Below are 15738 nucleotides of genomic sequence, written 5' to 3'. Positions count from 1 at the left end.
ATGAAGAAAAGCATATTTCAAATATTGCTGGCGGTGATGGCGGTCACTTATGGCTTTCCAGTATCCGGATACGCACAGGCAGACCCGCATTTTTCGCAATATTTTATCCAGCCCATGTTATTAAATCCAGCCCTTACCGGCGCCATTGAGGGCGATTACAGGGTGTCGGCTGTATGGCGCAGCCAGTATGGCAATACGTTTTCTACCAAAGGATTGTCGGCAGAAATGCCTACCAGCAAAAACATTAACCTTGGCGTTAACCTGCTGAACCAGTCTTCGTCCGATAAAGCCTATAACTATACCAATGCCTACCTCAGCATTGCCTATACCGGGGTAAGGTTTAAAGATCATTACGTGGTAATGGCCATGCAGGCGGGTGTATTGAACAGGAGCTTTAATGTAAACAAGCTGCAGTTTGGTGAACAATGGGTATCCGGCATCGGCTACGATCCTTCAGCGCATTCATCCGAAGTATTTTACAAACCGAACGTGTTTTCATTTGATGCCGGCGCGGGACTTGTATATTATGATGCCACAGCCGATAGAAAGGTCAATCTCTTTGGCGGATTTTCAGCTTTTCATATCACCCAGCCAAAGGACCCCTTTATTGCAGGAGGCAATAAGGAAACAATGCCCATACGTTACAGCGTGCATGCCGGGGCAAGGATCATTGTATCTAACCTGTTGAATATTGTGCCGAATGTATTGTATATGAGGCAGGGTGAAACAGAAGAAAAGATGGCCGGCGCTTATGTGCAGGTAAACGCAAGCGAGCAGGTTGACCTGATGTTTGGCGCTAACCTGCGTTTCGGGGATGCCATATCTCCTTTTGCCGGCTTTTATTACAAGGGCATAACCGTAGGAATGAGTTACGATACAAATGTATCTACTAAAGATGCGATGGAAATCAACCGCAACAGCGTGGAAGTATCGCTATCCTATACCTGGTGGCGGAAGAACAGTATGAAAACAAAACCTTTTTATTGTCCCCGCTTTTAAAACGGAGGCATGTAAATGATAATGCATATGCACAATAACTTTAAGCGCCTGGCAGACAGGAAAATGTTTTTACTACCGTGTAGTGCCGGAGCCATCATTCTTTTTTTGCTTTGCGCATTGGCTGCACCTGCCCAAACCGACCAACCCGGTTACTATATTAAAGGGGAAGAACTCTTTAAACAAAAAAGATATTACGAAGCCATTCAGTATTTCGAAAAATACCTCGGCACCGAAATAAAATCAACACCGCGGTCGCAACCCTTTGCGGTAAAAAAGAAAGCACCCGGAAAATCGAATCTGAATATTCATAACGAAGTGGTATACCGCCTGGCAGAAAGCTACCGGCTTATCAATAATTATACCGTGGCTGAAAAATGGTACAGGGAAGCCATGTCCTTTTCTAAGAGCGCTTACCCCGCATGCCCTTACTGGTATGGCGTTTCGTTGCGTGCTAACCAAAAATACGAGGAAGCATTTAATACCATTACCGCTTTCCGCGAATCGTATACCACTATGGATGAATTGCTGGTGGGCGCAGATAAAGAGCTGGAAAACCTTAAATTCATAAGAGAACAATTATTAAAAGAAAGGGATGGCTTTTTTGTTACCCGCAAAGCCATGCCGGCGAATGCTGCTGCCTATGCCCTGTCGGCCTCCCAACCGGGCAATACCGTTTACACCGCTATGCATGAAGATAAAAAGAATGACCTGTTTGTTGCCCGCTTATATGAAGCGGCCGGGGAAGATGCTATAACCGGAAAAGAAAAAATGATTCCGATAGATGAAGCCCCGGGTATCCACAACGGGTTAGCTACCTTTTCAAAAGAAGGAAAGAAAATGTTCTTTACCCGGTGGATGGTAAACAACGGCGTTACCACATCGGCCATCTACAGTTCAGATAAAACGGATACCGGCTGGACAAAACCCGTGCCTTTACCCGAACCTGTAAATATGGGAGGATCGAACAGCGCGCAGCCCTTTATTACTACAGACGGAAAATATCTTTTATTTTCCTCCAACCGTAAAGGAAGCATTGGTAAATACGATATATGGTATGCCGCCTTAGACACTAATTTTAATGCCTTACTGGTTACCAATGCGGGTAATATTGTGAACACTGCCGGAGATGAAACCGCTCCCTCCTATCATCAAACCAGCAGAACGCTTTTGTTTTCGAGCAATGGTCATGTGGGCATGGGAGGATATGATATTTTTTCGGCGAAGGGAGATTTCCAGCTATCCAACTGGAACAAGCCTGTAAATGCCGGTAAGCCCATCAATTCTTCCAAAGATGACCTGTATTTTATAAGCACCGATGATGACAACCTGTGGAATACGGGCTGGCTAAGCTCCGACCGGGCAACAGATTGTTGTCTTGAGCTTTTTGCCGTGCGCCAGGACAACGCGCAATACGTAACCGGTTTAATTACAGACTGCAGCAGCAACCAGCCCTTAGCCGGTGTGACCTTAACCATAAAGGATCCGAAGCAGGCAGGAAAGGTATTGCTCAAACAGCAAACCAATCGTGATGGCAGCTATAGCTTTGAGCTGAAAAACAGTTCCCGCTTTGAGATCACAGCCGAAAAGGAAGGATATTATCCTGCCAATGAAAGCTATAAAGTATATTTTGAAGCCGGAACAGCTACGGTTAATAACAATAACCTATGCCTTTCCTTAGTAACACAAGCTGCAACAGAGCAGGAAGGATCCGGTTTAAGCGAATCCGCCACCTTAGCCAAATTCTCTTTTAACCAGTCATCCCTGGGAAATACCTCTTCGTACGAGCTGGATTCCCTTGCCGCATTCATGCACAAATTCACTTCCGTTGTAATTGAAGTAGGCGGTTATACCGATGGTAAAGGTTCGGAAGCCTACAATATAAAGCTGGCACAAAAACGGGTAGACGCCTGTATCCGTTACTTAGTTAAAAAAGGCATCAGCAAAGATCGCCTGGTGGGTAAGGCATACGGCGAATGCTGCCCGCTGGAACCGGAAAAAATAAATGGTAAAGACAACCCTGCTGCACGGCAAAAGAACAGGAGGGTGGAATACAGGGTGGTGAGGAGTGAATAGTCGGTAGTGAAAAATGAGGCGTGAGACGTGAAAAGTGAGAAACAATCAGCCTGTGGTTAGTATACTTATCTGATCAAGAGCAACTGATAGCTCCTATGATCCCGGCCTTGACGGGACAGGGTTGTCCGGCAGTGCAAAAGTTGCATAGCGTTAACACAGGAGAAGAGTGTGACGCAGGAGCGCAATAGCAGTACCGCAGCTAAGTACACTTACACCTCACAACCCTATACCCTATACCCTATCCCTATACCTTACGCCAGGGGCTGATCGCTCATCGTTTAGTCAATTATACAACATCCCTGTGCCCGCAATGCCGGAAAATCTATTGAGCTATCCCATTCGCTGTTATTTTGTCGTTCTTTCAGTTCACAGTTAAACATTCTGCTTCGCTTCCAGGAGTTTTTCCAATACAAAAAACACAGCAGGACAAAACGTGGCGTTTTTTAAAGTAATCCGGGCGCGGTTTACAAGAACATCTTCATTGGTATATGGAAACCGCTCGCAGTCTGAGGGGCGAACATCATAAATACTACAGCGATTGTCATCACCAAGGAAAGGACATGGTGTTTGCTTTACCACATAATCACCATCCTCATCCAGCCGGAGGTAAGTGTCAATAAACCTGCTTTCTTTCATGCTGAGATGTTTACTGATGCGTTTTATGTCCGGTGTTTTAAAACGGGGAGAGTAATTTTTACAACAGGCGGCACAGTTCAGGCAATCTATAGCGGCAAAAGCAGCTTCATGCAAGTCAGGTAAACGTTTCAATATTTGATTCTTATCGCCTTTTTGCAGCATCCGGGCGTAAGCTTTATATTGGGAAGCAGACTTCTTTTGCCATTCTGCATCCTTCCATTTGCCGGATGTAAAAGCTGAACCGTTTTTTGTATGTTCTTCCATCAATAAAATATCATTAACGCTACACGGCAGGTTAAGCAATTGCCAAACAAAATGCAAGATACGCCAGATTACACCTGCAATCCGTTATTTTTGCAATCATATTACGATGGAACCCATCGTGTTCATCACGCTTCTAATCCTACATACCTGGATAAGAACATGGGTATGTTTTTAATTATATGGGATAAAATGTTTGGCACATTTCAGCCGGAGTTGCACGCGGAAGATTATCTGCCCATCAAATATGGCTTAACGCAACCGCTTACACAATCCAGGCAATAAAGACGTTGAAGATAGCGGAAATCTCAACGTTGTATTGCTTCCCCCTGGGAATAAAAAAAACAATGCGTAAGCTTATCCACAATCGTTTGCCAGCTTTGCACAATCTGCTTCACATCTGATGCTTTCATCCTAAATTTGCACATCTTTTTATAAAAAGTTCAATGCTGTTTATATGAATGTATTTGATTTACAGGCAAATGAGTTTCGTTCCAGGCATATAGGCCCCAATAAAGCTGACCGGAAAAAAATGCTTGGAACCATTGGCGTTTCTTCGATGAATGAACTTATTGAAAAAACGGTACCCTCAGCTATACGCATCCCTTCGGTGCCCGCTCTCCCGGCGCCCCAAAATGAATATGAGTATTTGCAGGAATTGAAGAAAACGGCACAGCTAAATAAGGTATTTAAAACATATATAGGGCAGGGATATTATGGAACGATAACCCCTTCGGTGATACAAAGAAATATTTTTGAAAACCCGGGATGGTATACACAGTATACGCCTTACCAGGCAGAAATTTCACAGGGAAGACTGGAAAGCCTGCTTAATTTTCAAACAGTGATTGCCGATCTTACGGCATTGCCATTTGCGAACGCTTCTCTTTTGGATGAAGCCACCGCCGCAGCCGAAGCGATGTCTATGCTGTTTCATCAGGTAAATAAATCAGGCGCACCTGCCAAACCAAGGTTTTTTGTAGATACAGCCTTATTTCCCCAAACCATTGATGTGCTTATGACCCGCGCTGAACCAATAGGTGTGGAACTTGTATTTGGAGAATATGGAACCGCTGCCATAGATGAGCATTTTTTCGGCGCTATAGTTCAGTATCCTGATAATAACGGATCGGTAAATGATTACCGGAATTTTATTAGTGCGGTACACGCTGTTAACGGATATGTGGTAATGGCTACCGACCTGCTGGCGCTTACGCTGCTCACTGCCCCTGGTGAACTGGGCGCCGATGTGGCTGTGGGCTCTGCACAGCGTTTTGGTGTGCCTGTAGGATTTGGCGGGCCACATGCCGGTTTTTTCGCTACAAAGGAAGCGTTTAAAAGGATCGTGCCCGGACGGATAATAGGTGTAAGCATTGATACCCAGGGCAACAGGGCGCTGAGAATGGCTTTGCAAACAAGGGAACAACATATTAAAAGAGAAAAAGCCACTTCCAATATTTGTACCGCTCAGGCATTGCTGGCCAATATGGCGGCAATGTATGCTGTATATCATGGGCCGGAAAGGCTGAAAGCCATTGCTACACGAATAACGGTTCTGGCAAAAACTTTATCAGACGGATTAAATGATCTGGGCTATATCAACGGCAATAAGCATTACTTTGATACACTTAAAATAGCGGTAACCAGCGCTGCAAAAATAAAATCCATAGCGGAAGCCAATGAAGTGAATTTCAGGTATTTTGATGAAAAGCATCTGGGTATCTCCATAGATGAAACCACTTCGCAAAAAGACGTGCTCGACATCCTTTATATTTTTGCGGAAGCTTCAGGACATAGCGGGGTATCGCTTACCTTTAGTGAAGACGATTTACCCGACAATATACCGGATTATGCCATCCGCAAAAGCAGGTACCTCACTCATCCGGTATTTAATACCCATCACAGCGAAAGCCAAATGATGCGTTACATCAGGTTACTGGAAAACAAAGATCTTTCCCTTATTACTTCCATGATTTCGCTGGGTAGCTGCACCATGAAACTTAATGCCGCCACGGAAATGATGCCTGTAAGCTGGCCGGAGTTTGCGCATATTCACCCTTTTGTGCCGGCTTACCAGGCAAAGGGCTATGCGCATATTATTGATGCATTAAGCGAGTATCTCTGCGCTATTACAGGATTTGATGCCTGTAGTTTACAGCCCAACAGCGGTGCGCAGGGCGAATATGCCGGTTTGCTTACCATAAAAAGATACCATAAAGCCGCAGGTGATGAAAAGCGGGATGTGGTACTTATCCCTATTTCTGCCCACGGTACCAATCCCGCTTCGGCAGTACTGGCCGGCATGAAAGTAGTGGTAATAAAGAGCGATGAAGAAGGACATATAGATGTTGCCGATCTGAAAGAGAAAGCCGCCAAATATAAGGATACACTTGCTGCGCTGATGGTAACTTATCCTTCTACCCATGGCGTGTTTGAAGAAAGCATTAAAGAAATATGCGCGATAATACACAACAATGGCGGACAGGTATATATGGATGGCGCCAATATGAATGCACAGTGCGGCTTAACCTCGCCGGGAACCATTGGTGCAGATATATGCCATCTTAACCTGCACAAAACCTTTGCTATTCCGCACGGCGGCGGCGGCCCGGGTATGGGGCCTATTTGCGCCAAAGCACATCTTGCCCCTTACCTGCCCGCTCATATCAACAATTATAACGGAACAATTAAAGAGAAATATTCCTTACTGCCGGATGCCCGTGGAGCGGTAAGTGCTGCCCCCTATGGCTCAGCATCTATATTGCTGATCAGCTATGCTTATATAAAATTACTGGGAGCGGAAGGAGTGAAAGCTGCAACGGAATATGCCATTTTAAATGCCAACTATATGAGGGCAAGACTGGAAAAGTATTTTGATATCCTGTATCTCGGCGCTAATGGCACCTGTGCGCATGAGTTTATAGTAGACCTTCGGCCTTTTAAAACCAGTTCAGGAGTGGAAGCGGAGGATGTAGCCAAGCGATTGATGGATTATGGCTTTCATGCACCCACCATGAGCTTTCCCGTTGCCGGAACCATTATGATTGAACCTACGGAAAGTGAAGATAAAGCGGAGTTAGACCGGTTCTGTGAAGCCCTGATCAGCATCCATCACGAAATTAAAGCTATAGAATCGGGAAAGATCAGTAAAACAGATAACCCGCTTAAAAATGCGCCGCATACCATGCATACCGTATGCGCCGATGAATGGAAGCAGGCTTACAGCAGGCAGGAAGCCGCTTTCCCCCTTTCGTATATTACCAGCAATAAGTTTTGGCCAAGCGTTTCACGGATAAACAATACATACGGCGACAGAAACCTGGTTTGCACCTGTGAGCCTGTAGAAAGCTATATGGAAGCGGAAAAGGGTTAAGAGATGATGTACAACACATAGTGTTGGGTTAACCATAATATGACGTATCCTTTTGTGAAAAGGTCAATAGTCAGGGTCAATAGTGAATTTCATCTTACCCTTTTTCCTCCCAGATCATTGCCAGGTGCACAATGGTTTCAACACTTTTTTGCATATCCTGCACACTCACATATTCGTGCTTACCATGAAAGGCCATTTCGCCGGTAAAAAGGTTAGGGCAGGGTAAACCCATGAAAGATAAACGGGAACCATCCGTTCCGCCTCTTGCACTGCTCAATACAGGTGCTATTCCCGCTCTTTGTATTGCCTCTATTGCATACTCACTTACTTTCGGATATTTGTCCAGTATTTCTTTCATATTGCGGTACTGCTCTTTTATTTCAAGTGTTGCCGTAACACCGGTAAAATGTGCAAGCGTTTCATCTGTCTTTTGCTGTAACAGGGATGCATACTCCTGCAATTTTGCTGTAATAAAATCGCGCAGAATAAACTGGATGCTTACGCTTTCAGCAATGCCGTTAATATGAACGGGATGAACAAAGCCTTCCCTGCCTTCGGTGGTTTCGGGAGACAGCCAATCCCGGGGTAACGATGCTATGAAAGCGGAAGCCACTTTTATAGCGTTTACCATTTTACCTTTAGCATAGCCGGGGTGTGCGCTCACACCATTAAAAGTAATGGTAACACTATCCGCCGAAAAAGTCTCGTCTTCAAATACGCCACGTTCGCCTGCATCTAAAGTATAGCCGAAATCGGCGCCTAACTTTTTCAAATCCACTTTATCCACTCCCCTTCCGATTTCTTCATCGGGCGTAAATAATATTTTAATAGTGCCATGCTTTACATGAGGATGTGTAGCGAAAAAATGCAGCATATCCATGATCACCGCCACTCCAGCTTTATCATCGGCTCCCAGCAAAGTGGTTCCGGAGGCGGTAATAATATCTTCGCCTGTCTTTTGCTGCAGGTAAGGATGGTCGGCTACGCGCATTACCTGGCTGGTATCGTCCGGTAAAACAATATCTTTCCCATCGTAATTCCGGTGTAAAAGCGGTTTCACTCCCTGGCCGCTGCAATCAGGTGAAGTATCTACATGCGAGCAGAAGCAAATAACCGGTGTTTTTTTCCCGGTATTGGATGCAAGCGTAGCATACACATACCCGTGCTCATCCAGCGCCGCACCGGTAATACCCATCGCCTGCAATTCTTTTACCAGCAAACGTGAAAGGTTCTTTTGCTTTTCGGTTGAAGGAAATGATGATGATTGAGGATCCGACTGGGTGTCGGTTTGAACATAGCGCATAAACCTCTCTGTTACCGTAAACGCATAATCACTGAACATGGCATTGATATTTAATTTGTTATTTTTTGCTTTTTCTTTAACGTATAACACTAAGGCAAAGATCAGCAAAAGACATTTCAATCAGCACATCCGTTATTTCAAACTGCTGCTCTTATTCCAGTATATATCCGGGCGCATATTTGCTATACACCACAAAGGGAATGATCATCAGCATAATCCAAAGTATAGCAATAAGAAGTTTTCCTTTTAAAGTTATTTCGTTTTGTACAGGAGGAACTAATATTTTATTAAGATGTGCCACCACAGCTTCCTCATCAGTTGAAACAATTTCCGGATCATATTGTTTCAGGGCCTTAATATGTTTTATCATCGTTTTCCTAATTGCCATATATGCTTCATCGGTAAGTGTTCCAAAGGTGGTATGATACGACAGGCTTTCTTTGTCCAGCGTGTCCCTCACCCGGCTGATGGTGCTGATGCTCCGGTAGCGTATAACAATGATCCACACAATAAATACGATTAAATAGTTGCGGGTGTATAATGCCAGGTAAAACAAGAGCAGGGCAGATACAATAAGAAAAGCCAGTTGTATTTTTTCTCCTGCGCGGAAAAAGATATTCTCAAGCAACTGTCCTCCATCTAAAGGTGTAACCGGCAAAAGATTAAATGCATTGAGCATTACCAGCACAAACGATAGCTGGTAATATACAGGCTGCTGATTTTGAAGAAAGATCAAAAAAAATACCAGCCCGATGAGCATACCCGGAACGGGTCCTGCCAGCAGGGTTATAATACGTTGCCGGCGCGAAACCACCCGTGGTTCACCCGAAACAAACGCACCGACAAAAGGCACAAAAAACATCTGTACATCTTTATATCCAAAGCTTTTCATAGCAATGAAATGACCGGCTTCATGCAAAAGAATAACGGAGGTAAGTATAATAAGCCATTTTATATTATCATGAAAAAAATAATAATATACGCCAACATACAGTATAAAGCTGATAATCGTCTTCACCCAGGTTCGCCGGGTGCTGATCATTTCTGCCGGTACTGGCTTTTTATGATGCCTGCCGCGATTATCTGTTATTTGATCATTTGCCATTCGCCTGTGTTTCCACGTATATTGCGTGTTAAATCAAAAAATAAGTTATTAATTTGAATAATTAATTAATAAATTTCAGGCTGTGCTGTGTGCCGGTAAATTAATTGTATGAAAGGACGCCCGTTATCAACCGTTCAGGCTGTAGTTATCTTCCTTCTTATAGCCCTGGTATGGATACTCTGTACCGATTATCTCCTGCTACAGGCTTTTGGAAACGATATAAGGCTGTATCACTATATGCAAAGCTTTAAGGGGGTAGCTTTTGTGGGCTTAACGGCAATCGTTATCTATCTTATTATCCGTCGCAACAGTAAATATTTTAAGGAAAAATATGATACCCTTGTTTTTAACCACAACGAGCTGGAAACGATTTTATCGGAAACCAACCTGGGCATAGCCCGCTTAAACAATAATGGCGTATTTCTCTATGCCAATCCTTTCTTTTGTGCGCTAACAGGCTACGAAATAACCGGGCTGCTAAAACAACATTACAGTTTGATTATAAAAACTGAAGATAATGTAGAGCTGGAATACTGGGATATGATGCTGAAGCAGGGGAAGCTCAACAGGATGAAAAATGTTGCGGGCATTACCACTAAAAGCGGGGAAAAGCTGATTTGTAATATCACTATTAATGAAGTAAGAGATAAATCGGGGGTTGCGGTATTTATACTTGTGATGGAGAATATAACAAACAGGAGAAAGGAACAAAAACAATTAGAGGAAAGCCTGAAACGATATAATATTCTGAGTATGGCTACTATGGAAGGCTTGTGGGACTGGAATATACTGAGCGGCCAGCTTTACTATAATACAAACATTAAGCTCCTGTTTGGGTACGATGATGCAGATTTGCAACAGGGCTACGCCTGGTGGAAAGATAATATTCATCCGGAGGATAAAGACAAAATATTAGATAAGATGGATGCCGCGCTGCAAATTCCGCATGTTACAACCATCAACAACGAATATCGGTTTATATGCAAAGACGGGTCTTATAAAATCATAACGGATTGCTTTTCTATTTTGCGCGACAGTGAAGGAAGGGCTTTCCGGCTGATCGTATCCATGCATGACGTTACAGAACAGCGTAACCTGCAGCAGCAACTGGCTGAAAAGGAAATTATATATCGCCGGCAGTTAGCCCGCACGGTTATGGATACACAGGAAAGTGAGCGCAAAAAGCTCGCGGAAGAGCTGCACGATAATGTGAACCAGTTGCTGGGAGTGGTAAAATTGTATATCGAGCATTCCATCGCAAATGACAAGATCAGGGACGGTTTGCTCAGGAAGAGCAATGAATATATTGACAAGGTAATTGAGGAATTGAGGAATCTTTCCAAAAACCTTGCCCCGCCGCTCCTTGCCGAATTAGGCCTTGAGCATTCACTGATCAGTATGGCTGAGGCTATAGAAGAAGTGCAGCCTGTTACGATCCGGGTAGACATAGGACAGTTCGATGAAGCCCGGCTTATGGATGGACATAAGCTGATGCTGTACCGCATTGTGCAGGAACAACTGAATAATATTGTTAAACATGCCCATGCGCATAATGTTACTGTGCATATAGAACAAATGGAAGATAAAGTATTACTGGTAATTACAGATGATGGTGTAGGCGTTGATCTTACACTGGACAACGGTCATGGCATGGGCCTACGGAATATTCGCAACAGGATTGAATTGTACCAGGGAAAAATAAACATGGATACCGCGCCCGGAAAAGGATTTGTGTTAAACGTGGAATTTGAAATATAAGGGGTGTTTGCCCTGATCTTAAGCGTCATCCATCATTTCACTCAATTCCAGCCAGCGCAATTCCTTATCATCCAATAATTGCGACAGCTCGCCGATCCGGCTCGAGAACTGCTGTAATTGCCCGAAGGGGATGCTATCGGTGTTGAGCTTTTCTGTAATAGTTTTTTTCTCCTTTGCCAGCGCTTCTATTTCCTTCTGCAATAATTCAAACTCCCGCTTTTCCTTGTAAGATGGCTTTCTTTTTTGAGGAACAGTATCCGGTACTTTTGTAGCTGCGCTCTGTATGTGGTTTCCTTCAGGTAATCTGTTTGCTGTAAGCTGCAGCCTCGCTTCTTCTTCCTGTTCCTTTTTCCATATCCGGTACTGGGTATAATTTCCCGGAAAGTCCCTTATTTCCCCGTCTCCTTCAAAAACAAACAGGTGATCGGTGAGCCTGTCCATAAAATAACGGTCATGCGAAACGATTAGCAGGCAACCCTGGTATTCACTTAAAAAATTTTCCAGCACACCCAGCGTAGGAAGGTCAAGATCATTGGTAGGCTCATCTAATATCAAAAAGTTAGGGTTGCGGAAAAGGATAGACAGCAGCAATAATCTTTTTTTCTCACCACCGCTTAGCTTTGAAATAAAAGTATGTTGCTGATCGGGGTCAAACAAAAAAAGTTGCAGGAACTGGGCCGCGCTAAGCGACCCTCCGTTGGCCAACGGAAAATTTTCCGCTATGTTTTTTACATAGGCTATCACCCGTATATCTTCCTTTATTTCCAGGCCCTGCTGGGAATAATATCCAAAAATGACGGTTTCCCCGATATTAATTTTCCCGCTGTCGGCTTTTTCAATACCCTGCAGCATATTAAGGAAAGTAGATTTTCCCACCCCGTTTTTTCCTACAATACCAATTCTTTCACCTTTGGCAAATGTGTAATCAAAGCCTTTTAGTATGGTATGGTTCCCGTAAGCTTTATATACTTTTTTTAGCTCAGCTACTTTGCCACCGAGGCGACTCATCTTCACCTGCAACTGCACCTGGTTATCCTGCATCCGCTGTTTGGCTTTGGTTTCCACATCACTGAAAGCATCAATACGGCTTTTCGATTTGGTTGTTCTGGCCTTTGGTTGCTTTCTTATCCATTCTAATTCTTTACGGTAAAGGTTTTTCGCTTTATCAATGCCCGAAGCCTGCTGTTCCAGCCGGGCGGCTTTCTTTTCCACATAGTTTTCATAATCGCCTTTATATACATATAAGTCACTGCCATCCATTTCCCATATCTCGTTGCATACCGCATCTAAAAAATAACGGTCGTGTGTAACCAGCAGTAAGGTTACTTTTTCCTGGTTCAGGTAATGCTCTAACCATTCTACCGTTGTTACATCCAAGTGGTTGGTAGGTTCATCCATAATAAGGAGTACATGCCTGTGCTCAAAACCAATATCAATCAGGGTTCTGGCAAGCGCTACCCGTTTACGCTGGCCACCCGAAAGCGTACCTGTCTTTTGCCGGAACTGGTGAATATTCAGCTTGCCGAGGATCTGCTTTACCTTGCTGTCGAAATCCCAGGCATTCAGCTCATCCATTTTTACAATGGCATCGCCCAATGCATCGGCATCCTCACTTTCGCTTGCCGCTTCATATTGTTTAATAACATTAATAACAGGATGATTGTGATGAAAGATGTTATCAAGCACAGACAATTCATCAATAAAGGAAGGTTCCTGCTCAAAAAGGGCCACGGTTACATCTTTATGTACCCACAATTTTCCTTCTTCCGGCGTTTCTTTACCGGCGATAATTTTAAGCAAGGTAGACTTACCCGAGCCGTTGCGGGCTATTAACGCGATTTTATCTCCTTCTTCAATATGAAAACCCAGGTTTTTAAAAAGAGGCTTTATTCCGTAAGACTTCCCTAATCCTTCAGCAGAAACATAATGCATCCGGCAAAGATAAAAAAGAGTTCAGACAGTTACGCGATTAGCTGGACGATAAAAGCTACACTTTCTTAACTCCGTTAACCACATTCCTTAATCCTCCGTTGAGGAATGTTTTGATATTTTCTGCAGATTCATATAAAAGCCGTTCCCTTGCCTGCCTGGTGGCCCATGCAATATGCGGTGTAATAATGCAGTTCGAAGCCTTTAACAAAGGGTTACCTGCCGGAGGCGGCTCCAACGACAATACATCAACAGCCGCTCCTGCAATTTGCTTATGGTTTAACGCCCCGGCTAAATCCTGCTCATTGACCAGGGCGCCGCGTGCCGTATTAATTAAATAAGCGGTAGGTTTCATCCGTTCTATGAGTTCTTTATTAACCATCTCCCTGTTGGCATCGGTAAGCGGGCAATGAAGGCTAACAAAATCCGCCTGTGCAAAACATTCGTTTACGCTTGCAAAGCTTACGCCTGGCATATCATATTTAGCCGGGTTGCGAACCGTGGCTACGATCTTCATACCAAAAGCCATTCCTATTTTGGCTACCGCAGAACCTATTTGTCCTAAACCAATGAGCCCGAGTGTTTTTCCCTGCAATTCAAAAAGACCTTCGTGTCCGAAACAAAAATCCTTACTCCTTGTCCACGCGCCGTTATGCACTTCGTTCGACCGGCGGTTAATGTTGTACGTGAGTTCCAGTATGAGCGCCCATGTTAGCTGGGCAACCGATGATGTGCTATAGCCCGGCACATTGCATACGGGGATATTTCGTTTAGCCGCGGTCTCAATATCTACATTATCATAACCTGTTGCCAGCTCCCCTATATATCGCAGTTGGGGTAATGCATGAATTACATCGCCGGGAATTTTTGATTTATTGGTGAGCACAATTTCCGCTCCTGCCGAACGCTCCTGCACCTCCTCCGGGGCCGATCTGTCGTAAACCGTTAAATTGCCGAATGTTTCTAAGGAAGACCAGTTCAAATCGCCGGGATTAATGGAATAACCATCAAGTATAACAATATGCATACGTATAATTTATTGTATCTTAGTTAGCCCGAAATTAAGCAGGAATGCCCTAACCTCCCCGTTACAATGAAAAAAAATAAAAACCGCTCCGCGAAATTTATCGTCATTACAGTGCTTGTTATACTGGTATTGCCCGTTCTAACCGGTAAAACTTATTTATACAAAGCCATCGTTTATAATTTTGCAGGCATTGATGATTATACCATTTTTAACAACCGTTCAGTGCCGGCAGCACAACCTGTTCCCTGGCGCTTTTCGGCAGATTATGGTAAAGTAAATATACCCGATACACTGGAGCAATATCTTACAAAGCTGCAATCTGTTGGCCTGGTGGTAGTACAAAACAGGGAAATCGTGGTTGAGAAATACTGGGATGGCTACAACGATAGTTCGCTGTCTAATTCCTTTTCTGTTGCTAAAAGCATTACCGGCATGCTCATAGGTGCGGCTATACATGAAGGTAAGATGGGTTCGGTAAACGACCCCGTGGGCAAATACCTTCCGGAATTTAATGAAGGCGAAAAAGCAAAAGTAAAAATTGCGGATCTGCTAACGATGAGCAGCGGCAGCGACTGGAATGAAAGTTATGCCAACCCTTTCTCGGAAACTACTGAGCTATACTATGGTACTGATGTATATACAACCGCAACCCGTGTAAATATTATTAAAGCCCCCGGCACATACCATGCATATAAAAGCGGTGATACGCAATTGCTTGGACTGGTTGTTGAAAAAGCAACGGGAAAATCACTGAGCGCGTATGCCGCAGAAAAATTATGGCAACCCCTCGGCGCAGAACAAGATGCGTTGTGGAGCATTGATAAACCCAATGGTGAAGAAAAAGCCTATTGCTGCTTTAACAGCAATGCCCGTGATTTTGCACGGCTGGGCCAGTTTATGCTCGACAGCGGAAAAATAAATGGCATGCCTGTTATTGACAGCGCTTTTTTCCGTAAATCCGTTACGCCCTGTAATATTATGGATGAGCATAACACCCCCTGCAATTATTATGGCTATCAATGGTGGATCATACCCGGCCGGCAGAACATATTTTATGCCCGTGGGATATTAGGGCAGTATATCATCTGCATACCAGCCCGCAATATGGTTATTGTTCGCCTGGGTAAAAAAAGAGACGAAAAAATAAATAATGTTCCCATAGAAGTAAATACATTAATAGCATGGGCCGAACAATTGGATGAAAGCAGGCGGTAAGTTGTTTTCTTATTCATCCTCTCCGGCTTAAGGTTGCCCCTCACTTTTCTTTTTTCACT

General features: G+C 44.0%; 11 protein-coding genes. 6 read left to right on the top strand and 5 right to left on the bottom strand.

The window, feature by feature from the left end:
* Together PLE34_RS06680 and PLE34_RS06675 are read left to right on the top strand one after the other, a co-directional pair.
* Nucleotides 1-999, top strand: a complete 999-nt coding sequence (locus PLE34_RS06680; protein WP_324555184.1) for a PorP/SprF family type IX secretion system membrane protein — start codon at nt 1-3, stop codon at nt 997-999.
* Nucleotides 1000-1026: 27 nt separating this feature from the next.
* A complete protein-coding gene (locus tag PLE34_RS06675) occupies nt 1027-3072 on the top strand; it encodes an OmpA family protein (protein ID WP_324555181.1) in 2046 nt (681 codons plus the stop codon).
* Nucleotides 3073-3444: 372 nt separating this feature from the next.
* Here PLE34_RS06675 and PLE34_RS06670 read toward each other — a convergent pair whose 3' ends face one another.
* A complete protein-coding gene (locus PLE34_RS06670) occupies nt 3445-3972 on the bottom strand; it encodes a YkgJ family cysteine cluster protein (protein ID WP_324555179.1) in 528 nt (175 codons plus the stop codon).
* Between the two features lie 51 nt (nt 3973-4023).
* On the opposite strand from PLE34_RS06670, the gene PLE34_RS06665 reads away from it, so the two are divergent.
* Both PLE34_RS06665 and gcvP read left to right on the top strand, forming a co-directional pair.
* Complete coding sequence (locus PLE34_RS06665; RefSeq protein WP_324555177.1) at nt 4024-4254, top strand: sterol desaturase family protein; 231 nt, start codon at nt 4024-4026, stop codon at nt 4252-4254.
* Nucleotides 4255-4426: 172 nt separating this feature from the next.
* Nucleotides 4427-7342 carry an aminomethyl-transferring glycine dehydrogenase gene (gene gcvP / locus PLE34_RS06660; RefSeq protein ID WP_324555175.1) on the top strand — a complete coding sequence of 972 codons (2916 nt, stop codon included), beginning with the start codon at nt 4427-4429 and terminating at the stop codon, nt 7340-7342.
* Between the two features lie 94 nt (nt 7343-7436).
* On the opposite strand, the gene pepT is transcribed toward gcvP, so the two are convergent.
* Nucleotides 7437-8765 (bottom strand): peptidase T, encoded by a 1329-nt coding sequence (gene pepT / locus PLE34_RS06655; RefSeq protein ID WP_324555173.1) that lies wholly within the window; start codon nt 8763-8765, stop codon nt 7437-7439.
* A 31-nt stretch (nt 8766-8796) separates the two neighbouring features.
* Entirely contained in the window at nt 8797-9750 is a 954-nt protein-coding gene (locus PLE34_RS06650) for a site-2 protease family protein (protein ID WP_324555171.1), read from the bottom strand.
* Between the two features lie 108 nt (nt 9751-9858).
* Here PLE34_RS06650 and PLE34_RS06645 point away from each other — a divergent pair, with 108 nt between their 5' ends.
* A complete protein-coding gene (locus PLE34_RS06645; RefSeq protein WP_324555169.1) occupies nt 9859-11508 on the top strand; it encodes a PAS domain-containing sensor histidine kinase in 1650 nt (549 codons plus the stop codon).
* Between the two features lie 18 nt (nt 11509-11526).
* On the opposite strand, the gene PLE34_RS06640 is transcribed toward PLE34_RS06645, so the two are convergent.
* Both PLE34_RS06640 and PLE34_RS06635 read right to left on the bottom strand, forming a co-directional pair.
* Nucleotides 11527-13440 (bottom strand): ABC-F family ATP-binding cassette domain-containing protein, encoded by a 1914-nt coding sequence (locus tag PLE34_RS06640; RefSeq protein ID WP_324555167.1) that lies wholly within the window; start codon nt 13438-13440, stop codon nt 11527-11529.
* 55 nt (nt 13441-13495) lie between these two features.
* A complete protein-coding gene (locus PLE34_RS06635; protein WP_324555165.1) occupies nt 13496-14464 on the bottom strand; it encodes a D-2-hydroxyacid dehydrogenase in 969 nt (322 codons plus the stop codon).
* Nucleotides 14465-14530: 66 nt separating this feature from the next.
* Here PLE34_RS06635 and PLE34_RS06630 point away from each other — a divergent pair, with 66 nt between their 5' ends.
* On the top strand, nt 14531-15679 hold the full coding sequence (locus PLE34_RS06630; protein ID WP_324555163.1) for a serine hydrolase domain-containing protein: 1149 nt from the start codon (nt 14531-14533) through the stop codon (nt 15677-15679).
* Nucleotides 15680-15738 lie beyond the last annotated feature (59 nt).

The sequence above is a fragment of the Agriterribacter sp. genome (assembly GCF_035445465.1).
GTDB lineage: Bacteria > Bacteroidota > Bacteroidia > Chitinophagales > Chitinophagaceae > Agriterribacter.
Note: the sequence above shows the minus strand (reverse complement) of the source record. Positions and strands in the feature narration are given on the sequence as shown.